The organism is Terriglobus roseus DSM 18391, assembly GCF_000265425.1.
In the GTDB taxonomy this organism is placed as follows: domain Bacteria; phylum Acidobacteriota; class Terriglobia; order Terriglobales; family Acidobacteriaceae; genus Terriglobus; species Terriglobus roseus.
Map to the genome: position 1 here is coordinate 5,094,739 of NC_018014.1, position 21,364 is coordinate 5,116,102.

At 61.6% G+C, this 21,364-nt stretch carries 16 protein-coding genes; 9 read left to right on the plus strand and 7 right to left on the minus strand.

The features are described from left to right. Window positions 1-219: 219 nt before the first annotated feature. On the minus strand, window positions 220-1,935 hold the full coding sequence (locus TERRO_RS21140) for a rhamnogalacturonidase (protein WP_014787754.1): 1,716 nt from the start codon (window positions 1,933-1,935) through the stop codon (window positions 220-222). Between the two features lie 319 nt (window positions 1,936-2,254). Here TERRO_RS21140 and sthA point away from each other — a divergent pair, with 319 nt between their 5' ends. Continuing rightward, window positions 2,255-3,667, plus strand: a complete 1,413-nt coding sequence (gene sthA, locus TERRO_RS21145) for a Si-specific NAD(P)(+) transhydrogenase (RefSeq protein ID WP_014787755.1) — start codon at window positions 2,255-2,257, stop codon at window positions 3,665-3,667. A 53-nt stretch (window positions 3,668-3,720) separates the two neighbouring features. Here sthA and TERRO_RS21150 read toward each other — a convergent pair whose 3' ends face one another. After that, window positions 3,721-4,035, minus strand: a complete 315-nt coding sequence (locus tag TERRO_RS21150; protein WP_014787756.1) for a hypothetical protein — start codon at window positions 4,033-4,035, stop codon at window positions 3,721-3,723. Next, window positions 4,035-4,610: a hypothetical protein gene (locus TERRO_RS21155; RefSeq protein WP_014787757.1), complete on the minus strand. Its 576-nt coding sequence runs from the start codon at window positions 4,608-4,610 to the stop codon at window positions 4,035-4,037. Before TERRO_RS21155 ends, TERRO_RS21150 begins: the two co-directional genes overlap by 1 nt. A 125-nt stretch (window positions 4,611-4,735) precedes the next feature. Between TERRO_RS21155 and TERRO_RS21160 the strand changes: the two genes are divergently transcribed. Both TERRO_RS21160 and TERRO_RS21165 read left to right on the plus strand, forming a co-directional pair. Next, the gene (locus tag TERRO_RS21160) at window positions 4,736-5,701 is read left to right on the plus strand and encodes a cation diffusion facilitator family transporter (protein ID WP_014787758.1); all 966 of its coding nucleotides are present in this window, start codon (window positions 4,736-4,738) and stop codon (window positions 5,699-5,701) included. A gap of 165 nt (window positions 5,702-5,866) precedes the next feature. Then, window positions 5,867-6,634, plus strand: coding sequence for a TIGR03435 family protein (locus TERRO_RS21165; protein ID WP_014787759.1), 768 nt, complete (start codon window positions 5,867-5,869; stop codon window positions 6,632-6,634). A gap of 124 nt (window positions 6,635-6,758) precedes the next feature. On the opposite strand, the gene TERRO_RS21170 is transcribed toward TERRO_RS21165, so the two are convergent. Beyond that, window positions 6,759-7,955, minus strand: coding sequence for a glycoside hydrolase family 27 protein (locus TERRO_RS21170; RefSeq protein WP_014787760.1), 1,197 nt, complete (start codon window positions 7,953-7,955; stop codon window positions 6,759-6,761). A gap of 112 nt (window positions 7,956-8,067) precedes the next feature. Between TERRO_RS21170 and galK the strand changes: the two genes are divergently transcribed. Together galK and TERRO_RS21180 are read left to right on the plus strand one after the other, a co-directional pair. Beyond that, on the plus strand, window positions 8,068-9,213 hold the full coding sequence (gene galK, locus TERRO_RS21175; protein ID WP_014787761.1) for a galactokinase: 1,146 nt from the start codon (window positions 8,068-8,070) through the stop codon (window positions 9,211-9,213). Next, a complete protein-coding gene (locus tag TERRO_RS21180; protein ID WP_014787762.1) occupies window positions 9,213-10,238 on the plus strand; it encodes a UDP-glucose--hexose-1-phosphate uridylyltransferase in 1,026 nt (341 codons plus the stop codon). The genes galK and TERRO_RS21180 overlap by 1 nt, the downstream gene beginning before the upstream one ends. A gap of 78 nt (window positions 10,239-10,316) precedes the next feature. Here the strand turns inward: TERRO_RS21180 and TERRO_RS21185 are convergent, their stop codons facing one another. After that, complete coding sequence (locus TERRO_RS21185) at window positions 10,317-12,059, minus strand: DUF885 domain-containing protein (protein WP_041593640.1); 1,743 nt, start codon at window positions 12,057-12,059, stop codon at window positions 10,317-10,319. A gap of 98 nt (window positions 12,060-12,157) precedes the next feature. Here TERRO_RS21185 and TERRO_RS21190 point away from each other — a divergent pair, with 98 nt between their 5' ends. Continuing rightward, window positions 12,158-13,117: a type I phosphomannose isomerase catalytic subunit gene (locus TERRO_RS21190; protein ID WP_014787764.1), complete on the plus strand. Its 960-nt coding sequence runs from the start codon at window positions 12,158-12,160 to the stop codon at window positions 13,115-13,117. Here TERRO_RS21190 and dnaB read toward each other — a convergent pair. Beyond that, entirely contained in the window at window positions 13,114-14,502 is a 1,389-nt protein-coding gene (gene dnaB, locus TERRO_RS21195; protein WP_014787765.1) for a replicative DNA helicase, read from the minus strand. The two genes, TERRO_RS21190 and dnaB, sit on opposite strands and share 4 nt — an antisense overlap. Before the next feature lie 151 nt (window positions 14,503-14,653). On the opposite strand from dnaB, the gene TERRO_RS21200 reads away from it, so the two are divergent. The 3 genes from TERRO_RS21200 to TERRO_RS21210 all read left to right on the plus strand — a co-directional run bounded on the left by TERRO_RS21200 (window position 14,654) and on the right by TERRO_RS21210 (window position 17,677). Then, window positions 14,654-14,950 carry a DUF5076 domain-containing protein gene (locus TERRO_RS21200; RefSeq protein ID WP_014787766.1) on the plus strand — a complete coding sequence of 99 codons (297 nt, stop codon included), beginning with the start codon at window positions 14,654-14,656 and terminating at the stop codon, window positions 14,948-14,950. A gap of 18 nt (window positions 14,951-14,968) precedes the next feature. Continuing rightward, on the plus strand, window positions 14,969-15,361 hold the full coding sequence (locus TERRO_RS21205) for a VOC family protein (RefSeq protein ID WP_014787767.1): 393 nt from the start codon (window positions 14,969-14,971) through the stop codon (window positions 15,359-15,361). Window positions 15,362-15,922: 561 nt separating this feature from the next. Continuing rightward, the gene (locus TERRO_RS21210) at window positions 15,923-17,677 is read left to right on the plus strand and encodes an amidase (RefSeq protein ID WP_014787768.1); all 1,755 of its coding nucleotides are present in this window, start codon (window positions 15,923-15,925) and stop codon (window positions 17,675-17,677) included. An 87-nt stretch (window positions 17,678-17,764) separates the two neighbouring features. Here TERRO_RS21210 and TERRO_RS21215 read toward each other — a convergent pair whose 3' ends face one another. Then, window positions 17,765-21,190 (minus strand): TonB-dependent receptor, encoded by a 3,426-nt coding sequence (locus TERRO_RS21215; RefSeq protein WP_014787769.1) that lies wholly within the window; start codon window positions 21,188-21,190, stop codon window positions 17,765-17,767. Window positions 21,191-21,364 lie beyond the last annotated feature (174 nt).

Sequence of the window (21,364 nt, forward strand, 5' to 3'; positions counted from 1 at the left end):
TCGCTGCGCCCGGGCCTGGCGGCTAAGTCCTTTAGAATCTAATTTTTGCGTGTAACCCGTTTCGAATCAAATTTTTGCCGATTCGGGAATCGTCAACTGCTTTAGAAAGTAATATTTACGCCAAACAGGGGGAGGGTACCCCCCACCCTTCCCACCCAAAAAGCGAAACCGCTGCCAGGCCACGGCAGCGGTTTTGCTTGGAACTTGCATGCAGCGAGCTCAGACAACGCGGTCGTCAACACTCTCCACCTGCTGGTCCGCATAGAACTGGCAGCCAAACAGCCGGAAGTCACGCACATGGTGCAGCCGGAACTGCCCGGTCCGGGCCCGCTGCGGCAGCCGCAACCGGAACAGATCGACGCCCTCGCAGTCCACCACCAGCATCGCTGGTCGTGGCTTCGGTCCTTCATCCGCCGCAGCCGTAGCAAACTCCACGTTGCTCAGCTCCAGCCCGCGTACATGCCGGGCATACAGCCCGCTCGCCGGAACATCACCGAACATGTTCGGCTCCGGATAGCCCTGCGGCAGCTCCTGTGGCAGGCCGTCCGGACCCATTGCCGCCGGCCCAGCCTGTCCGAAGCCGCTCGATGCGAAGCCTTTGTCCGCCGCGTCCATCTTCACCACCGCGGACGAGCCCACGCTGCTCAGCGCCGCCGCATGAAAGTAGCTGTCACTCAGCTTGATGTCTTCCAGCGCATGCCCCGGAATGCCAGCAAGGATGCTCGGCATCGGGTCCGCGTCATGACTCGTAATGTTGCTCATCAGCACGCGCTTCAACGTTCCGACAGGAATCTCCTTCGGCCCACGCATCCGCGACTGCAGCCGCAGAAACAGCGGCGCGCCGCGCACGCCGCGCATCGTGATGTTGCTGAAGGTAACGTCTTCCAGCCGAGCGCCATCAGCCGTCTCCAGCGCGAAGCCACGACAGTGCTCAAAGATGCAGTTGCTAACGGTGATGTTCAGGAAGCCACCATTCGACTCGGTCCCGCACTTGATGCGGCCGTGCCCAAAGAACCGCACCGGATTCACATGCCGCTTCCAAGTCCCATCCAGCACCGACCCAAGCTGGTAGCCACCCGTCACAAAGCAGCCCGAGATCGTAACGTTCTCCGTCGGTCGCGCATACCCCAGCGCGAAGCTGCTCTTCGGACAGATCCCGTCGTCCCACGGCGAGTTCACCGTGCAGTTGCTGATCCGCACGTTCCGGCAGCAGTCCACATCGATGCCATCGCGATTCGTATCGATCTTCAGATTGTCGATCGTAAGGTTGTCGACGCCCGTCGCCAGCACCGCAAACCACCCCGCCTGCAGCATCGAGAAGTCGCTCAGAATCACATTCCGACAGTTCTTCAGCGCAATCGCCTTGTTCGCAACGCCAGGCTTCCCGCTTAACGGCAGATCCGCATCGTTGTCATGCCCACGACTCAGGTTCTTCCCCCAGATCAATCCCGGTCCAAAGATCCCAACATCATGCAGATCCTCGCCCCAGATCAGCGAGTTTTGCCAGTGATTGTGCCCATAATCCTGATAAGCCTCGATCGCCGGATTCTGCGGCTCCGCAGCGTCATAACCGCCGCTCGCAACGCCCTCCCGAGCAACCGGAGCAGCCAGGATCGTCGCGCCCTGCTGCAGGAACAGAGCCACATTGCTCCGCAACCGCACCGAGAAGCACGCATACACGCCAGCCGGAAACACCACCGTCCCGCCACCAGCACCAGCCGCAGCCTCAATCGCCCGATTCACCGCAGGCGAGTCGATCGTCACACCATCGCCCGTCGCACCAAACGACCGCACATTGAAGTACACCTCATGCGCCGCAGTCGCCACAGCACCCCTGCGAGCCGACTGCGCCACCACCGGCTGCCCCAGCGCAACAGCGCCGCCGGCAACGCTCAGCCCGGCCATGCGTAGAAACTCACGACGAAACTCCTGCACGCGTCTGATCTCCTGGTCTCTTGTAGTCAATTTTGCTGTCCGCAGCTGCAACAACTTCGCAGCGGCAACAAACTTGACCCCAAGTGTAGACGCACAGAAGCGCCGCAAACTGCAGAAGCGTATCCTAGTTAATTAGGTGATGCATCGCGTTCGCGCGTGCGCCGCGCTTCACAGAACTGCTCATGCTGCTGTGGTAGCCTGAAGTCCGAAACCCGGCAGAAACCGCGCAACGGCGGCATCTCAACCGGCCTTACATGCACCACGAACCGCAGAGCAAAGCGCGCCGCGTCCTGCCAACCAGAGGAAAGCCGCCATCGCCATGAGCAGTGCACCAACGGGCAATGTGTACGACCTGATCGTCATCGGTTCCGGACCCGCGGGACAACGCGCCGCTATCTACGGCGCCAAGCTGGGCAAACGTGTAGCCCTCATCGAGATGCGCGAAGTCGTCGGCGGCGCCTGCATCAACACCGGAACCATTCCTTCTAAGACCATGCGTGAAGCCGTTCTTCACCTCAGCGGCTACAACTACCGCTCGATCTACGGCATGAACTACCGCGTCAAAGAGCGCATCACCATGGCGGATCTCGCCTTCCGTGTGCAGCACGTCATCAAGACCGAGATCGACGTCACCGAAGCCCAGCTCTCCCGCAACAACATCGACATGTTCACGGGTACCGCATCGTTCGTCGACGCGACCCACCTCAAAGTCACCAACTCGCGTGGCGACAACGTCTACGAGTCGAAGAACATCATCATCGCCACCGGCACCAAGCCGGCAGCCAGCGACAAGGTGCCCATCAACGGCACCACCATCATCAACAGCGACCTCGTCCTCGATCTCAAGCAACTGCCGAAGACGATGATCATCGTTGGCGGCGGCGTCATCGGCGTCGAGTACACCTGCATGTTCGCCGCACTCGGCGTCCGCTGCACACTCATTGAGCGCCGTCCGCGCCTGCTCGAGTTCGCCGATCAGGAGATCGTCGAAGCCCTCAGCTATCACCTGCGCGACAGCCGCGTCACCATGCGCCTCAACGAAGAGGTAGAGTCCGTCGTCGAGAACGAAGACGGCACCGTCACCGCACTCCTCGAGAGCAAGAAGAAGGTCCAGGGCGACGCGCTGCTCTACGCCGTAGGCCGCCAGGGCAACGTCGACGAACTGCAGCTCGGCAACATCGGCGTCGACTCTGACGCGCGTGGCCGCATCCCCGTCGACAAGGACTACCGGACCAAGTGTGCCTCGGTTTTTGCCGTCGGTGACGTCATCGGCTTCCCGTCGCTCGCATCCGTCTCCATGGAGCAGGGCCGCATCTCCGCCGCACGCGCCTTTGGCGATGAGAGCATTCTCTCCAACCCCAGCTTCTATCCTTACGGCATCTGGACCATCCCGGAGATCAGCTTCCTCGGCAAAACCGAAGAGCAGCTCACCGAAGAGGACGTACCCTACGAGGTCGGCGTCGCCTACTACCGCGAGATCGCCCGCGGCCAGATTCGCGGCGATACGACAGGCCGCTTGAAGCTCATCTTCCATCGTGAGAACAAGTCGATCCTCGGCGTCCACATCATCGGCGAAGGCGCCAGCGAGCTACTCCACATCGGCCAGGCCGTCATGGCGCTCGGCGGAAACATCGACTACTTCGTCGAGACCGTCTTCAACTACCCAACACTCGCCGAGTGCTACAAAGTAGCCGCCTTCAACGGCCTCAACCGCCTCCGCCGCGGCGACTGATCAACCATCCGTTCCTCCTTGCTCGCGAACATCCCGGGCAGGAGGAACCACTCTCAGAACAGCCGCTCCACCGGCGGGTAGGTCAGCAGCAAACCCAACACCAGCAGGCCCAGCGCCACAGCGCTGGCTGTTCCCATGCCGATATGCCGCACTTTCCAGCGCTTCGCCAGCACGGCCCACACGACCAGCCACACAACAATCGCCGCTGTGCTCACGCCTGACAGCGCACCGGCAGGCTTGTACAGGTTGAAGTAGGCGGACTTCATCCCGCCCAGGACGTAGAACACTCCCATCGCGGCCGATCCTGCACCTGCAGCCACCATCGCCGCAGCCACGCCGCCCAGGCCAGGCTCCTCAACAGATCGCATCAACGAACCTCCAGGCGCGCTACAGCATGGGGAGTGTCCATCACGCGCGTCCCCTCGGTTGGCGCCGCCTTGTTCAGGAAGGCGCCCACAACAGCGGGCACGGCTGTGGCAAGCAAAGCCGCCAGCCCAAAGCCAAGCAGCGTCCGCCGCACCTCCGGATGCCGTCGGATCTCGCTCGGATAGCGCGCAAATACCCACGCCAACATCGTGAATGCAATCGGAGCCAGAAACGCCACATGCTCCTTCCACTCCATGCCAAGGGAGTGCAACCCCGCCGTCTGCGCCGATGCCAGCAGCAGCGACCGAGGATACGCATGCAGGTCAGCCCCGGCGGGCAAAGCCGCACGATACCAGGGGTAGACGATGTAGGTTCCGGAAAACACGGCCAGCCAGCCAAGCAGTGCTGTCAGCGCGAGATACATCGACTCAAGCCGCCGTCCGCGTTCTGACATCGGGGCCGCGACCGAACCATGCCAAGCACGAAACAGTTCAATCACCATGGCATAAGCGGCCAGCAGGAAGAAGCCGCCAAACAACATGCCGTGGACCACAGTCCAGGTACCGCGATATGTCATCAAACCTCTGCGAGCCTTGATCGTGGGATAGAGCAGATTGTGTCATAACAGGCGGAACCCTGGGTAAACCTACCGTGATTCCTCCCCAGGCGCTACCCTGAAAGAGCTACGAGCGTAGGAGAAGCATGGCGCACGATCACGATCACAGCGGGCACGGAGCACACGTCCACGGGCCCACCAGCGGTAAGCGCATGTGGATCTCGCTGGTCGTCACGTTGGCCTTCTGCGCTGGCGAAGCGATTGCGGGACTCTTCTCGCACTCGCTGGCACTGCTCTCCGACGCAGGCCACAACATGAGCGACGCCGTCGCACTCGGCCTGGCCGCCTACGCCGTCGCGGCCATCAAAAAGCCCGCAGCCGGTCGCCATACCTACGGCTACATTCGTATCTCCACGCTGACCGCGCTCTTCAACTCCAGCACGCTCGTCGTCATCGCTATCTGGATCGCAATCGAAGCGATCGGGCGCTTCCGCCATCCCGAGCCCATCACCGGCAACCTCATGATTGGCGTCGCCTGCATCTCCGTGCTCATGAACACGGTCATCGCACTCGCACTCGCCGGGGACGCGAAGCACAGCCTCAACAGCCGCGCAGCCTTCATCCACATGGCAGGCGATGCGCTCTCCGCCGTCGCGGTCGTCCTCGCCGGCGTCATCGTGCACTACACCGGCTGGCTCTACGCCGACCCCATCGTCTCGCTCATGATCGCCGTCTTCATCTTCTGGTCCGCCATCGGCATCGTGCGCGACGCCAGCGACGTACTCATGGAGAAAGCCCCCAAGGGACTCGACGTAGAAGAGATGGCCGCCCGCATCGGCGGCATCGAACCCGTCTGCGGCGTGCACGACGTCCACGTATGGACCGTCGGAGAAGGCCGCAACCTCCTAAGCTGCCACGTCGCCCTGCCCGCCGAATTCACCCTGCTGGAAACGACAGCCATCGTCGCAAAGATCGACAAGATGCTCCACGACGACTTCGGCATCGAGCACGCCACCATCCAGCCAGAAGAAAACGGCCTCTGCAAAATGGCCCACGCACAAACCGTCTTCTGCACCATGGAAGCCCACGCCCACGCAGGCCACTCGCACTAGAGCACGCAGCGAGACCACGGGCAGATGGCAAAACCGGGTGCCCCATTCTTTCGCGGCTTCATCGCGAAAGGGTGGGTTATCGCGCGAAGCGCGACCGCACTTCCCCCGAAACATCCTCAACATCACCCGCGTACCATCAGCAAGATCCGCGACAAAGGTGACAGGATGCCCAACTGCTGCTTCCACCGAACACTGACTGTCGCCGCCGCGGTTCTTTTCACCGCGTTGACGGCCAAGGCACAATCGCCGGGAGACGTCTCCATCGAAGTAGCGGTCATAAGACCGCACCCACCCGCCGTGATGCACAACAACTTCCGGTTTGCGAAGAATCGCTTTGAACTCGAAGACCAACCCTTACTCAAAATGATCTCGTTCGCCTACGCGTTGAACCTGCACCAGATCGCGGGCGCCCCCACCTGGGTCGAGCACGATCACTGGGACATGAGCGGCACCACCAGCCTGCTGGAAGACGCAACAATCCCTCAGGAACAACAGATCATTCGTCAGCTTCTCGTAGAACGCTTCGGCCTGAAATTTCATAAAGAGAAGCGGGAACTACCGGTCTACGCCCTACAGGTAATCAAGCAACGGCCCATGATGCAGGTTGCGGCAGATCCTAAGGCACAACCTATGGAATGGACGGACGGCCATGACTGGGTTCGCACGGAAAATTACCGCAGCAGCACCATGGCAGACTTCCTTCTGATCAAGCAGCTCTTTATGGATCGACCGCTCGTAGATCAGACAGGCCTCACAGCGCGTTACGATTTTGCGCTGACCTATTCCTACGGCGAAGCACCCAGCACCGGTGTAGACGCGCCACCGGTGATGTCGACGGCAATGAAGGAACAACTGGGTTTGAAGTTCGAACCCGTCAAGGCATCCGTGGACGTTATGATCATCGACCACATAGGAACTCCCACCCCAAATTAAGACGACGAAGCACCCGGCTCATCACAAAACCGGGTGCCCCATTCTTTCGCGGCTTCATCGCGAAAGGGTGGGTTATCGCGCAGGAGCGCGACCGCGCTCCTGCACAAAATACCGAGACGCCCAATTACTTCGAGAACCGAAGCAGCAACATCTCATGCCGCTTCAACGCGACCTTGTAGTCATCCTTGATCGCTCCAAGATCCTTCGCCGCCCAGACATCACGAGCCTTCATTCCACTCGTAACTCCGGCCTCTTTCAGGTGAAGCGGAATCCCGCGCAGAAACGTCGTGTCCTCACCAAAATTGATCACGGCCAAAGCACGTCCACCATCCGCCAGCGGACGCGACCAGATCTGCACCGGCCCCTCCTGGTACACACGTTCCGCCTGCTTCCCCAGTGAGTCCTGATCGATCGCCACCACCTCGCGATTCGTGAGCACGCCCGTAACCTCCGGCGTCAGCTTCGTCAGGTTGTTTCCCGCCAGCAGTGGCGCGGCCAGCATCGCCCACATACCCATGTGCGTGCGGTTTTCGTCCATCGTCAGCTTGCCGTTGCCGACCTCCAGCATGTCTGGATCGTTCCAGTGCCCCGGCCCCGCATACTTGCCCAGCCCAACGTTCGTCTCCGCAATCAGCGCGATGCTTGGGAAGTTATCCCTCACATCGCCCGTCGTGCGCCACAGGTTGCCGCCCACCTCCGGCCCCCACTGCCACACGGAATCGAAGCCATACTGGCAAAGGCTGTAGACGATCGGACGGCCTGTCTTCAGCAGAGCCTGGTGCATTTTCACGTAGGCATCGCGCATCATCACGTTCTGCTTCAGCTTGTCGCCCGGCGCCTCCGCATCCAGCTTGGTACGAAATCCGCACAGGTCGTACTTCAGGTAGTCGATGCCCCAGGACGCATACAGGTCGGCGTCCTGCTGCTCATGGCCCAGGCTGCCTTCGAACTTTGCGCAGGTTAGATCACCCGGGCTGCTGTAGATGCCAAGTTTAAGTCCCTTGCTGTGGACGTAGTCGGCGAGGCCCTTCATATCCGGGAACTTCTCGTTGGGATGCAGTACGCCGCTCGCATCACGCTTTCCCTGCCACGTGTCATCAATGTTGATGTACACGTACCCCGCATCACGCATGCCGGTGGAAACCACCAGGTCCGCTGCCTGCTTCACATCGTCCTGCGTCACCTTACCCGCGAACCAGTTCCAGCTATTCCAGCCCATCGGAGGCGTCGCGGCAAGCATTGGTTTTGCAGCGGAGGTCTGCGCGCTCGCAAGCGGCAACAGTGCCAGTAGGCCAATCAACGAGAGTGCAAGACGACGCATTGAGCGTACTCCAGAGGCCAGATTCTTCAACGCGGAGAAGCATACCCCAGCCGGCAACAGTAACGGCACGCGGAGTGACGCCACCCCGCGATATCCTCTTCAGGAAGAGAAGGTGGGACCTTTGGAATCTGTAGCACATTGCACGAAACGGTTCACCGCACCAGGACGAGTCAATCTGCTGGGTGAACACACCGATTACACCGGCGGACTCGTCCTCCCCATGGCTATCCCCTTCGCCACCACGGCGCTCGTGCATGCGGCGCATTCCGGCTACACCTTCACCTCAACCGCCTTCGACGGCGCGCACGAGACCTTCGCAGGCGACGACGCTCCAAAGACCGGCAACTGGAGCGACTATCCAGTCGGCGTCCTGCGCGAGGTGCTCGCCCTGGGCTTTGATGTGCCTCCGTTCTCTTTGCAACTGGACGGCAACGTGCCACTTGGCGCGGGTCTCAGCTCCTCCGCTTCCATTGAAGTCGCGACCACCGTCGCTCTGCTCTGCCACATCGGCAAATCGCTGACAGAGAAGCAGATCGCTCTGCTCTGCCAGCGCGCGGAAAATCGCTATGTCGGCTCGCCCTGCGGCATCATGGACCAGTTCGTCGTCACCGCCGCCATCGCAGGTCACGCGCTCCTCCTCAACACACGTGACCTATCCTTCGAACACCTGCCCATGAACTCCGGCGCTCTCGCCGGCTGCAGCATCGTCGTCGCCAACTCCATGGTCAAACACTCCATCGCCAACGGAGACTACGGCACCCGCCGCCGCGAACTCGAGATCGGCCAGACTGCCATCCGCGAAGCCTATCCCGACGTCCGCGACCTCGGCGACGCCACTATGCATCAACTCGAAGCCTGCCGCACGTCCATCCCCGCCGAGTCCTACCTGCGCTGCAAGCACGTCATCACCGAGAACGCACGCGTCCGCGAAGCCGCCGAAGCCATGAAGCGCGGCGACGCGACCGCCCTCGGCGACGCGATGAACCGCTCCCACGCAAGCCAGCGCGACGACTTCCAGGACAGCGTCCCTGAGATCGATTTTCTCGCCGCAGCGGCTGTCACTCTGCCCGGCTGCTATGGTGCCCGGCTCACCGGCGGCGGCTTCGGAGGCTGCACCGTCAACCTTGTGGAGACCGCAGCGACTGAGTCGTTTCAAAACGCGCTCGCCGCCGCCTATCGCGACCGCTTCGGCATCACTCCCGAGACCTATATCTGCACCCCATCGGACGGCGCGCTCGCGCAGTTGGAGAACTCCTAGTGAACGAAACACTGCTGCAGGCACCGCACCGCCGATGGAATCCGCTCAAAGCGGAATGGGTTCTAGTCTCCCCGCACCGCACCCAGCGCCCATGGCAAGGCCAGACCGAAGACATCGCAACCGCCGCAATCCCACAGTACGATCCCGCATGCTACCTCTGCCCCGGCAACGCACGCGCCGGCGGCGAGCACACGCCCACGTACGACGGGACCTTCGTTTTCACCAATGATTACGCGGCTCTGAAGCCCGACGCACCAAAGATCAACGAAGACATCGAAGGCCTTCTCCGCGCCGAAACTGAGCGCGGCATCTGCCGCGTCCTCTGCTTCAGCCCGCGCCACGACCTCACGCTCGCCACCATGGACGTCCCCGCAATCCGCAGCGTGGTCGACGTCTGGGCACAACAGGAAGCCGAACTCGCCGCGCGCCCCGAGATCAGCTACGTGCAGATCTTCGAGAACCGTGGCGCCATGATGGGTGCCAGCAACCCGCATCCACACGGCCAGATCTGGGCCACCGAACACATCCCCAACGAACCCGCAGCAGAAACCCGCGCTCAGGCTGCCTACTTCGCACAACACGGCGAACCTCTGCTGCAGGCCTATCTCCGCACCGAGCTGCAGCAACGCGAACGCATCGTCGCAGAGAACGCAGGCTGGGTCGCCGTGGTTCCCTTCTGGGCTGTGTGGCCGTTTGAAACACTGCTGCTGCCGCGCGAAGCCGTCGGCACCATGGCCGCACTCACTGAGTCGCAACGCGAGTCCCTCGCAGACATGCTGCAACAGGTCACCGCTGGTTACAACCGCGTCTTCGACACGCCCTTCCCCTACTCCATGGGCTTCCACGGCGCGCCCTGCGATGGCGAGCAACATCCCGAGTGGCAGTTGCACGCGCACTTCTACCCGCCGCTGCTGCGCTCTGCAACGGTACGCAAATTCATGGTGGGCTTTGAGCTGCTGGGCTCACCCCAGCGCGACATCACACCCGAATCCGCAGCCGCCACACTGCGCTCCGCCATCGGCTGAGCGGAAAGAAAACGCCCGAACCCGATGACAGGGTTCGGGCGTTTTCGTGTCTGCCGCAATCAGCATTCGAGCCGCGACTTACTTCACAGCAGCCTGCGCATCGATCCACTTCGACACACGCGCATCCAGCACATCCAGCGGCAGTGCACCGCCATCGAGCACTTCATCGTGGAAGGCCTTGATGTCATACTTCGCACCAAGCTTCGCCTTCGCCTTATCGCGCAACTTACGAATCTCAAGCTGCCCCATCTTGTACGCAAGCGCCTGCCCCGGCCATGCGATGTAACGGTCTGTCTCCGTCTGTGCCACGGCATCGTTCACATCGTTCTCATGCATGTACGCGATGACCTTATCGCGTGACCAGCCAAGATCGTGAATGCCTGTATCGACCACAAGTCGCACCGCGCGAAACAGCTCCGAGTTCAACCGCCCGTAGTCGGAGATAGGGTCCTGGTAGAAGCCCACTTCCTTCCCAAGTTCCTCCGCATACAGCGCCCAGCCTTCGGTGTACGCCGTGTATCCACCGCGCAGCCGGAACTTCGGCAAGCCCTTCAAAGTCTGCGCCACGCTGATCTGGTTGTGATGTCCCGGCACACCCTCGTGATACGCCACGGCCTCATCCAGCACCAGCGTGCGCGTCGTCGGATTCGCAACCGCAACAACAACGCGACCCGGACGCTTTCCATCCGGCGAGCCTGCGTTGTAGTGCGTCGCCTCTGCCGCTGCAAAGTCAGGAATCGCCTCCACCGTAACGGGAGACTTCGGCAGCAGGTTGAACAACTGCGGCAGCTTCGGCTCCATCTGGTGGATGTACTTTGCAAAGTCATCCACAATCTGTTGCTCGCTCGTCGGCTTCCACTTCGGATCGGCATTAATGGCCGCGCGCCAGCTCGCCAGATCCTTGTAACCGGCCTTCTTTGCCAGCACCGTCATATCCGCCGTAATGCGCGCAACCTCGCTTAGGCCAATCGCGTGCACCTGCGCCGGCGTCACCTCCAGCGTCGTCATCTGCTTCACCGCTTCGGCATAGCGCCGCTTACCATCCGGCAGGCTCTCAATCGAGAGTTCCGTGCGGCCCTTCGGCGCATACTCCGTCCTCAGGAACGACGCGAACTGCTTGTACGCCGGCAGCACATCGGTGTTCACCGCAGCCGTCATCGCCTCCGTCAGCTTCGCCTTGTCCGCATCGCTGAAGCTCGCCGGGAATTTCTTGAGCGGCAGTAGAAACGGATCGGCCGCAATGATGCCATCGCACTGCCCCGCAAGCTTCTCCGTGATCAGCTTCGGAGGCATCAGGCCATCCTTTTGCCCCTGGCGCATCACTCCCATCGTCTGCGTCAACACACGCGGAATGGCATGCAGACGTGCGATGTAGTCCTCATAGTGCGGCACCGTATCGAACGGCACCGACAGCGCCAGGTCAGCCAGGCTCGTATGAATGCCGCTCTGCTGGTTCACCGGCATCTCGTAGTTCTTCAGGCTATAGCTCACATCGGACTGCTCCAGACGGCGCACCAGCAACTGATGCGAGGTGAGATCCGTGTCCTCCATCCCTGTCGTAGGAATTGCCTTCAGCCGCGCCAGATACGCATCGTTATCCGCATGTTCCTTCGCGATCGCATCGAGCGAAACCTCCGCCAGCAGCGCGTTGTAACGAAAGTCGCCAAGCGAAGTAGCGCTGGTCGGATTCCGCTTCAGGTTTGCCTGAAAGTACTCCTCAAACAAAGTGTTCTGCTGCGCCACGCGGTCGGCAACGGGAGCAACTTGCGCAAAGGCAGGCACTGCCGTGCAGCAGAGAAGAAGGGCTGGAAGAAGTCGCATACGCCACAGGCTAGCAGCGATGCATTCAGACAGAAAGTCTTTTGCACAGACAAGGCCGTAGATGAGAAACGGAACCTCAATGAAGCACAATAGAGTCCATGAGCACTCTGCCCCCCTTCCGCCTGCACCCGAAGTTTGAGAGCCGCACCTGGGGTCGCCCAGACCTTTCGCCCTGGTACCCCGCCACCGCGCAGCAGGGCGATGCGGCAGCAGATCCCATCGGCGAAGCATGGCTCACCGGCCCCGCCAGCGTTGCAAACGACGGCCCCTACGCGGGCATGACGCTCGGCGACATCGCAACGCAACACACGGCGGAACTACTGGGCACATCCACAGCCGAGGCCGAGTTCCCCCTGCTGGTAAAGCTCCTCTTCCCGGACGCAAAGCTCTCCGTGCAGGTGCATCCGAACGATGAAGAAGCAGCCGCCATGAACATCGGCCGCGGCAAGACGGAGTGCTGGTACGTACTTGAAGCCACACCCGGCGCCACCGTGGCATGCGGCCTGAAGCCAGGCGTAGCCGTAGCCGATCTGCGCGCCGCCATCGCCGATGGCACCGCAGAAGACCTGCTCGAACATCTGCCCGTCACAAAGGGCGACATGGTCTTCGTCGACGCAGGCACCGTCCACGCCATCGGACCCGGCGTCACCATCCTCGAAGTCCAGCAGACCAGCGACACGACCTACCGCCTTTACGACTACGACCGCCCACGCGAGCTGCATCTGGAAAAAGGCCTCGCCGTCAGCAAGACCGACACCCGCGCCGGGAAGATCGCACCTAAACCAATTGAAGTCGGCGGCTGTCCCGGGACACGCCTCATCGAAGAGCAGTACTTCACCGTCGACAGCTTCAACCTGCAGGCAGGCGACACCATCGACCTGAACGACGTTCCCGCCGAACCCTACTGCCTGATGGCGCTCTACGGCGACGCCGAAGTCGTCAGCGCCGATGCGCGCGTCCAGATGCCCGCAGGAACATCCGTCATCGTGCCCGCCGGCACCGCAGCCGTCACCGTAAAGGCAGCAAGCGCAATGGAACTGGTGCGAGCGACTCCCTAGTAGTCGCCGCCCGTAACGCCGCTCGCTGCAAGATTCTCAAACCGCGTAAAGTCCGACAGGTAAGCCAGCTTGATCGACCCTGTCGGACCGTTACGCTGCTTGGCGATGATGATCTCTGCCTGCCCCTTGATGTCTTCGTTCTCGCGGTCGTAGTACTCCTCGCGATGGATGAAACACACCACGTCCGCATCCTGCTCGATCGAGCCCGACTCGCGAAGATCGCTCAGCAGCGGCTTCTTGTCGCCCTGCCTCTGTTCCGATCCACGCGACAGCTGCGACAGTGCGACCACGGGCACGGCCATCTCCTTCGCCAGCGCCTTAAGACCTCGCGAGATCTGCGAGACCTCCTGGTTACGATTCTCCGGCCGCTTGCCGCCCGGTCCCTGCGACGCGATCGTCATGAGCTGCAGGTAGTCGATCAGGATCAGGTCCAGCGAACCCTCCTGCTGCTTTAACCGGCGCACCTTCGCGCGCATCTCTGTCAGCGTAATGCCCGGCGTGTCGTCGATGAACATCTTCGAACTCATCAGCCGGTCCAGCGCGTTGATCAGCTTCTGCTTGTCTTCCTTCGGCAAAAAGCCCGTCTGGATCTTGCGCGAGTTCACCAGGGCCTCGCTCGCAAGCATGCGTCGCAGCAGCGACTCCTTCGACATTTCCAGCGAGAAGACCGCGACCACCTTGCCATCACGCACCGCGGAGTTCTGCGCAATGTTGATCGCCCACGCCGTCTTGCCCATCGAAGGACGAGCCGCAATGATCATCAGATCGGCCTTCTGCAGGCCGCTCGTCATGCGGTCGAACTCGGTATAGTGCGTCTCCAGACCGGTGATCTCGCGGCCCTGTTCATACAGTTGGTCGATAGAACCGAAGCTCTCTGAGACGATCTGCCCAACGTCGGAGAAGCCACGCTTGATGGCTCCCTCACTGATCTCCATCAGGCGGTTCTCGACGTCGCCCAGCACGTCCATCGAGATCTCGGTCTGGTCGGCGGCCCGGTTCATGCCCAGCTCGCACACCTGCATCAGCTTCCGCATGATGCTCTTGTCCTTCACCACCTGGACGTAACTCTCAATGGCCAGGTGCCGCGGCAGATCCTCCGCCAGTGACATGATGTACGGCCGGCCGCCCACCGCCTCCAGCTCACGACGACGGATCAGCACCTCCGCCACCGTGATGAAGTCGATCGCGTGCCCCAGCTCAGACAGCTCCAGCATCGCGCCGTAGATGCGGCGATGCGAGTCCAGCGAAAAGTCGTCCGCCTGCAGCTTCGCCGTGGCGTCAACCACCGCAACAGGATCAGACAGCATACTGCCAAGAATGACGCGCTCCGTATGTACCGAAGCGGGAAGTCCGTCGCGCTCGACGATCTGCAGAAACGTTGCCATGGCTTAAGACTACGCCTCGACCGGCCTGCCGAAATCTCCTGCAAACGGTGGAAATAAGCCGTCGCAAATCTGCGTGTGCGACCATCGCGCAAACTGCCGCCGCCTGAAACGCCACTGAGGTATCGTGTTGGTCACGGAGGTTCCTTCGCTCATGTCGCAGAAAGATGCCCTACCCATACCCGCCGCCGCCTCCCGAGACCCTCGCTCGCTGGAGATCCTGCGCGTGTGGATCGCCAACGGCGAGCAGCACGTTGCACTCGCCTTCGGCATGTGGGAGGAACCCGCAGCATGGGGCCTGCTGCTGGCCGACTTGGCCCGTCATATCGCAGAAGCGCACGCCCAGCAGGACGACCAGGTGGACGCCGAAGACTTCCTCGAACAACTGCGCGGCGGCATGGAAGCCGAACTCGACGGACCCACCGACGAGATCACCGGCAACGTTCAATAGTCTTCGAAGGAGACGGAGATGGCAGCACTCGGCAAGCTGATCGGCTTCATTCCCATCACGGACGCGGATCGGGCAACGGTCTTCTACCGTGATGTACTCGGCCTGGACTTCGTGACAGACGACGGCTTCGCCCTCGTCTTCCGCAGCAGCCCCAGCCCCGGCGACCCCGGCAACATGGTGCGCCTTGCCCGCCTGCCCTCCGTCACACCCGCACCCTTCACCATCCTCGGATGGGAGACGGCCTCCATCGAAGACGACGTCAAAGCGCTCACCGCAAAGGGCGTTGACTGCAGCCGCTTCGACTTCCTCGAGCACGACGATCTCGGCATCTGGACCGCACCCGGCGGCGACCGCATCGCCTGGTTCACCGACCCAGACGGCAACGTACTCTCCCTATCGCAACACGCCTAAAACGTCACAAAGCGGATGCCCAAAGCACCGGGTATTCAGAGCACGGATGCCCAAAGGACCGGGTGTCCAAGGGAAACGGGCGCCCCATGAAAATGGGTGCCCCATTCTTTCGCGGCTCCATCGCGAAAGGGTGGGTTATCGCGCGAAGCGCGACCGCTCTCAGCCAAAAGCGGGCAACAAACCGGGCGCCCCATTCATGACAGCTCCACCGTCATGAGTGGGACCATCGCGCTGCGGGTATCCAAAGCACCGGGTGTCCCAGGGAAACGGGCGACCAAAGAAAATGGGTGCCCCATTCTTTCGCGGTTCCATCGCGAAAGGGTGGGTTATCGCGCGAAGCGCGACCGCCCTAATTCAAAAGCGTGCAACAAACCGGGTGCCCCATTCATGACAGCTCCACCGTCATCAGTGGGACGATCGCGCAAAGCGCGAACCGGAGAAAGCAGGGGCCTTCAGGCCCCTGAAAAGTCCCCATAAAGGGGGCTTTAGCCCCGGTGCTCCCAGACCAGCCAAACGCACTCGTGCTACAACGGAGGCATCCTCTTCACCTCTGGAGCCTCCATGCGCCTAACCCTGCTCGCGCTTGCAGCGTTGAGTGTCGTTCCGTCGCTTCAAGCGCAGGCGCCCGCCGCCGCGCAGCCCCTGTCGCCGCCCCCCATCGCATTCCCGGCAAACCTGCCCGTCCTGCCCGCCGCGCAACAGGCAAAGATGGACGCCGATCTCCTCGAGATCGACATCCCGCACCTGCAGGCGCTCTACGCAAAACACAAGTACACCGTGGAGCAGGTCACCCGCTGGTACATGGGCCGCATCGCCCGCTACAACACCATCTACCGCGCAGTCCAAACCGTCGACACAGCCGGCGCACTCGCAACAGCAAAAGCCCTCGACGCCAGCAAGCCCGACGTAACGAAGCCGCTATGGGGCGTCCCCATCGTCATCAAGGCCAACACCGCCGTGAAAGGCCTGATCGACAGCGACGGCTGGCAGGGCTTCGCTCTCCCCGGCCACCAGTTCATCGCCGACAAAGACGCCACCGTCGTAGCGCGTCTGCGAGCAGCAGGCGCCGTCATCCTCGGTATCACCAACATGCCGGACTTTGCCGCCAGCGACACCAACCGCTCCACCGCCTTCGGCCGCACCGGCAACGCCTACGACGTGCGCTTCTCGCCCGGCGGATCCAGCGGCGGCACCGTCACCGCAGTCACTGGCAACTTCGCCCTCCTCGGCACCGGCACCGACACGGCAAACAGCATCCGCATGCCCGCCGGCACAAGCGCCGTCGTCGGCGTTCTACCCACGCGAGGCCTAACCAGCATCGCCGGCATCGCGCCACTCGACTGGCTGCTCGACAACACCGGCCCCATCGCCCGCAACGTGACGGACGCAGCCATCGCACTCGATGTCATGAGCGGCGAAAAATCCCCCGCCGATCCCCTCGACTTTCGCACCACAGGCGAAGGCCGCACCACCGGCGCAGACACCGCACAGCTCGGCCCCTTTCTCCCCTACCTGAAGAAGGACGCACTCAAAGGCAAGCGCTTCGGCGTGCCCGCCTTCATCCTCTCCGGCAACACCGGCTTCGGCGTCAGCCAGCCCGCACGCCCCACCAACGGCATGCAGCCCGAGACCCGAGCCATGCTCATGAAGGCCATCGATCAGTTCCGCGCAGCCGGCGCCGAAGTCATCCTCGACGACACTTTGCTCCCCGACACCTTCGCGCTCAACATCCGCAAGATCACCACCACCGCCTACCGTCTCGACGGCACCAACGGCTGGCTCGCAGCCTTCGGCCCCGCCGAGTACCGCTCCGCCGCTGCCTACGAAAAGGCCCTCGGCTCGCCACTGCCGTCCACACTCACCGGCGCACCCAACCCCAACGCCCCCACCACCACACCCCAGCGTCCACCAACACCCCAGGTCGCGCTCAAGGCCGATCCCAACGCCGAGACCAACTACTTCGCACCGCAACGCGCCGCACTCGCCGAATACACCGCAGCGCTCGACCGCCTGCACCTCGACGGCCTCATCTACCCCAGCGCCCAGATGCCGCCACCGGACGAGACCATGCCGCAGAACGGCACCCTCAGCAGCGGCCCCCACTCCAATACCGGCTGGGTCAACCGCATCGGCGTCCCCGCCGTCGTCGTACCCGCAGGCTTCTACGACAGCGGCCTGCCCTTCGGCCTTGAGATCAGCGCCCGCCCCTGGCGCGACGGCGACCTCCTCGGCTGGGCCTACGCCTACGAACAGACGACAAAACTCCGCAGGCCGCCAGTCCTCGTAGAAACCGGCCTACTACCAAACGCCCGCTAGACTGCCCCAAAACAAAAGAGGCAGGAGCCACGCCTGCGCGTGAGTCCTGCCTCTTCATTCCGACACCAGTTTGGCGTCTTACAGCGTTTAGAACAACACCTTCACAGCCAGCTGGATGCTGCGGTTATCCGCAGCGGTCGAGCTAACCTTGCCCAGCGTCGCAGGCGTGTTGATGTTGGAGTTGGGGTTCGAGAAGATTCCCCGGTTGATGATGTTGTACGCTTCCGCGCGGAACTGCGTGTTGAAGCGCTCGTGGATGCGGATGTTCTTGATCGCCGAGAAGTCGACCTGCGCCGTACCAGGACCACGACCCGTGTTACGCGTCACCCAACCCTGAACCGTCGGGAACTGACGGGTGGTCGAGGTGTAGCTGCTGCCGTTGCGGGTAACCGTAGCTGCCAGCGGCGAACCGGAGTAAGCCGTTGCGTCGAACCAGTCAAAGGGCGACGGATTCTTTTTGTAGGAGCTTGCAACGGTGCGGCCCGGTGCCATGAAGGTACGGCAGGAGATGTTGCCGGCAAAGTTGCAACCAGACGCGTTCACATTGAACGGGTAGCCCGTACGAAGCTGCACAGCAGGCTGCAGTGTCCAGCCGCCCAGCAGTGCCGTACCAAGCTTGCCGGTCGCAAACGCCTTGCCCTTGCCGAACGGCAGCTCGTAACCACCCGAGATAGCCGCACGGTTGCGAACGTCGAAGTTCGAGTAGGAGCGATCGAACGCCGTGTTCGTTGCGAACGACGAATCGTTGGAACCGGCCTCACCCGAGCTGTTGTCGATGTTCTTCGACCACTGGTAGCTGCCCAGGAAGAAGAAGCCGTTCTTGGCACGCTTCTCAACCTTGACGGATCCACCATTGAAGCTGGAAGCGCCAAACGTCGTGCTGGTCAGGATGCCCTGGCCGAACGCGGTGTAGGGGCGGTAGCTGGGCGAAATCGTTGCGCCGTTGACGACCTGCGCATCGCAGGTGCTTTGTGCCGCATACGAAGGCAGGATGAACGGGAACTGGATGCACTGGTTCTGGTCATAACGCTTCCAGAGCTTGTGCGTGTTGGAGCCGGTGTAAGCAAACTCCACCAGCAGGCCGTGGCCCAGGTCCTGCTGCAGGCTCAGGTTCCACTCCTGCGTCAGCGGACGACCGTTGTCCGGACGGATGGAGAAGGGCGAAGGAATCTGTGTGGTGGTCAGCGGATCCGGGAACAGATTGTTGGTGAACCGGTTGCTGAACGCCTGCTGGAAGTACAGCGGAGCCGCGTAACGCGTGAACTGCAGCTCGTTCGTGTTCAGGTTCTCAAGGTAGATGCCGTAGCCTGCGCGGATAACCGTGCTGGGCGTGGGATTGTAAGCAATACCAACGCGCGGCATGAAGCCCTTCTTCTGCGGCTGCAAAATACCGGGACGATAGGTGCGGGTGGTGTCGATGATGCCCGCATTCAGATAAGCCTGCGGAATGTTGGCCGGCAGCTTGCTGAACGTGACCTTACCGGTCGTCGGATCAAGCGAACCTTCCAGACCGTTCTGCTCGACGAAGGGCGAGTTGTACTCCCAACGCATACCGGCATTGATGGTCAGGCCATGACCCACCTGCCACACATCATTGATGAAGGCGCCGTACGTGTTGTCGCGATAGTGACCCAGCGTGGTACCCGAGTTGCCGTTGCAACCAGAGGTGCAATAGCCACGAGCATAGTTTTCAAACTTGGTGTAAAAAACGCCAGGCGTGTTGCCTTGGGGAGCAATGCGGTACTTTTCCGCATCCGCGCAGACGGTCAATGAGCAGTTGTCGAAGGTAGCGGAGCCGCGAGCGTTGTTATCCGCAATCTGCCAAAGGCGACGGTTCTGGTACTGGAAACCAGCCTTGAGCGTGTGCTTGCCAAGAACGTCCGAGATGGAGTCGCCGGCGCTGATCACATTCTCATGACCACCCTGGTCGCCACCACCGTCACCGACGTTCGTGAAGCCTTGGATGCCGAAGGAAGCGCGGCCGTTCTGGCGGGGGCTGTTGGCAGCCGTCAGGTTGCTGAGACCCTCAGCAGTTGCCCAGTTGCCATTCGGTCCCTGGCTCTGCAGAACGCCAAGCGTGATGTTGTAGAACTCGTTCCAGCCCACACGAACTTCATTCACGATCTTGCTGCCAATGACGTACGTGTTGCCCAGCACAGCATTACGTCCCAGCAGCGGGTTCGAGTTGCTGCTGCCGTTGACGAGCGGCGTGATCTGGGTGGAATCGTAGTTGATGTAACGGCCGAAGATCGTGCTCTTCGGTGTAACCGTCCAGTCGCCACGCACCGTGTACTGGTTGTAGTTATCCGTGAACGGCAGGGTCAGGGTGTAGTTGTTACCGCCCGCGAAGTTGCCCGTATCGCTTGCAACCGTGGGATACGTGGGATTCAACGCGATGGCCGCGCGACTGGTCAGCGCAACGTTCGGCGCTGCCGTCGGCGTGTTGCCACCGTTCAGCTGGTTCTTCGTGGGGAACAGACCCAGCAGCACGGTGTCGCGGACACGCTTCTGACCTTCAAAGCCACCAAAGATAAAGAGCCGGTCCTTGATGATCGGGAAGCCAATGGTACCGCCGTACTGCTTACGGTCGGCATAGGGCTTGTTCGGATTGCTCGCATACGTTGCGAAGTAGTCGCGTGCGTCAAAGATGGAGTTGCGGGCGAAGTAGTAACCCGATCCGTGGATCGAGTTCGTACCCGACTTCGTCACCATCGAGACAACAGCCTGACCCTGACCATACTCAGTCGAGAAGGTCGAACGAAGCAGGTTGAACTCCTGCAGGGTGTCGGTGTTGGGAACCAGCGAGAGCGTGTTGAAACGCATCGAGCGGATATACGTGCCGTCGAGAACGTAGTTCGTCGAACTGGCGCGACCGCCGTCCACCGTGATGTACAGCGAGCGCGATCCGCAGGCCGCGCAAGGATTGCCGGTCTGGTTCTGCTGCGCAGGCGAGACACCCGGGGCCAGCGTTGCAAGCTGAAGCACGTTACGGCCGTTCAGCGGCAGATCGTTGATCTGTTTCTGATCGATGACCTGGCCAACGGTGGCTTCCTGCGTCTGCAACTGGGGAGGCAGCGTGGAAACTTCCACCGTCTCGTCCGTGCCACCAACTGAGAGTGTGACCGAACCGTTGGCGCTCTTGCCGATCTCAACGTCGATCGCCGGAATCACAGAGGTCTTAAAGCCCGGCTTCTCCACACGAATGCTGTAGTTTGCCGGGGGAATGTTGGGAATGGACCAGTCACCCGAATCGTTGGTGGTCGCCGTACGCTCGGCCTTGGTGCCGTTATTGATCAGGTGGACCGTCGCTCCGGCAACCGTTGCTCCGGTTGGGTCGGTGACCTTGCCGGCAGCATCCGAGCTGGAGCTGGCCTGGCCGTAAGCGGACGGGGTTGCGACGTTGAGTGCCAGTACCGGCACCGCAGCCATCAGGATCGCCAGGGACGAACGGCGCGCGGTACTTACCGCTGCATGCCATGCACTCCCGGGTGAGAGTGTTTGTTTCTTAAACATTCGGTGTTGCCTCCAAAATGGTCCTCAAAACTAAGCCTTACCTGCACCGCCTGTGTTGCATGGCGAACCCGGTAGTTTCCGGTCCGTGTGCAGGCAGGCGAGGCGCCAACTTGCGATCCTGCTGCGAGCGGCCAAAACGTCATTGAGACGATTCATCCGTTCGCGGTCTTGCAA

Coding starts and splice junctions, on each gene's coding strand:
- sthA (WP_014787755.1), top strand. CDS start 2,255: ATGAGCAGTGCACCAACGGGCAATGTGTACGACCTGATCGTCATCGGT.
- TERRO_RS21155 (WP_014787757.1), bottom strand. CDS start 4,610: ATGACATATCGCGGTACCTGGACTGTGGTCCACGGCATGTTGTTTGGC.
- TERRO_RS21215 (WP_014787769.1), bottom strand. CDS start 21,190: ATGTTTAAGAAACAAACACTCTCACCCGGGAGTGCATGGCATGCAGCG.
- TERRO_RS21205 (WP_014787767.1), top strand. CDS start 14,969: ATGGCAGCACTCGGCAAGCTGATCGGCTTCATTCCCATCACGGACGCG.
- TERRO_RS21200 (WP_014787766.1), top strand. CDS start 14,654: ATGTCGCAGAAAGATGCCCTACCCATACCCGCCGCCGCCTCCCGAGAC.
- dnaB (WP_014787765.1), bottom strand. CDS start 14,502: ATGGCAACGTTTCTGCAGATCGTCGAGCGCGACGGACTTCCCGCTTCG.
- TERRO_RS21170 (WP_014787760.1), bottom strand. CDS start 7,955: ATGCGTCGTCTTGCACTCTCGTTGATTGGCCTACTGGCACTGTTGCCG.
- TERRO_RS21165 (WP_014787759.1), top strand. CDS start 5,867: ATGCCCAACTGCTGCTTCCACCGAACACTGACTGTCGCCGCCGCGGTT.
- TERRO_RS21150 (WP_014787756.1), bottom strand. CDS start 4,035: ATGCGATCTGTTGAGGAGCCTGGCCTGGGCGGCGTGGCTGCGGCGATG.
- TERRO_RS21190 (WP_014787764.1), top strand. CDS start 12,158: ATGAGCACTCTGCCCCCCTTCCGCCTGCACCCGAAGTTTGAGAGCCGC.
- TERRO_RS21210 (WP_014787768.1), top strand. CDS start 15,923: ATGCGCCTAACCCTGCTCGCGCTTGCAGCGTTGAGTGTCGTTCCGTCG.
- TERRO_RS21185 (WP_041593640.1), bottom strand. CDS start 12,059: ATGCGACTTCTTCCAGCCCTTCTTCTCTGCTGCACGGCAGTGCCTGCC.
- TERRO_RS21160 (WP_014787758.1), top strand. CDS start 4,736: ATGGCGCACGATCACGATCACAGCGGGCACGGAGCACACGTCCACGGG.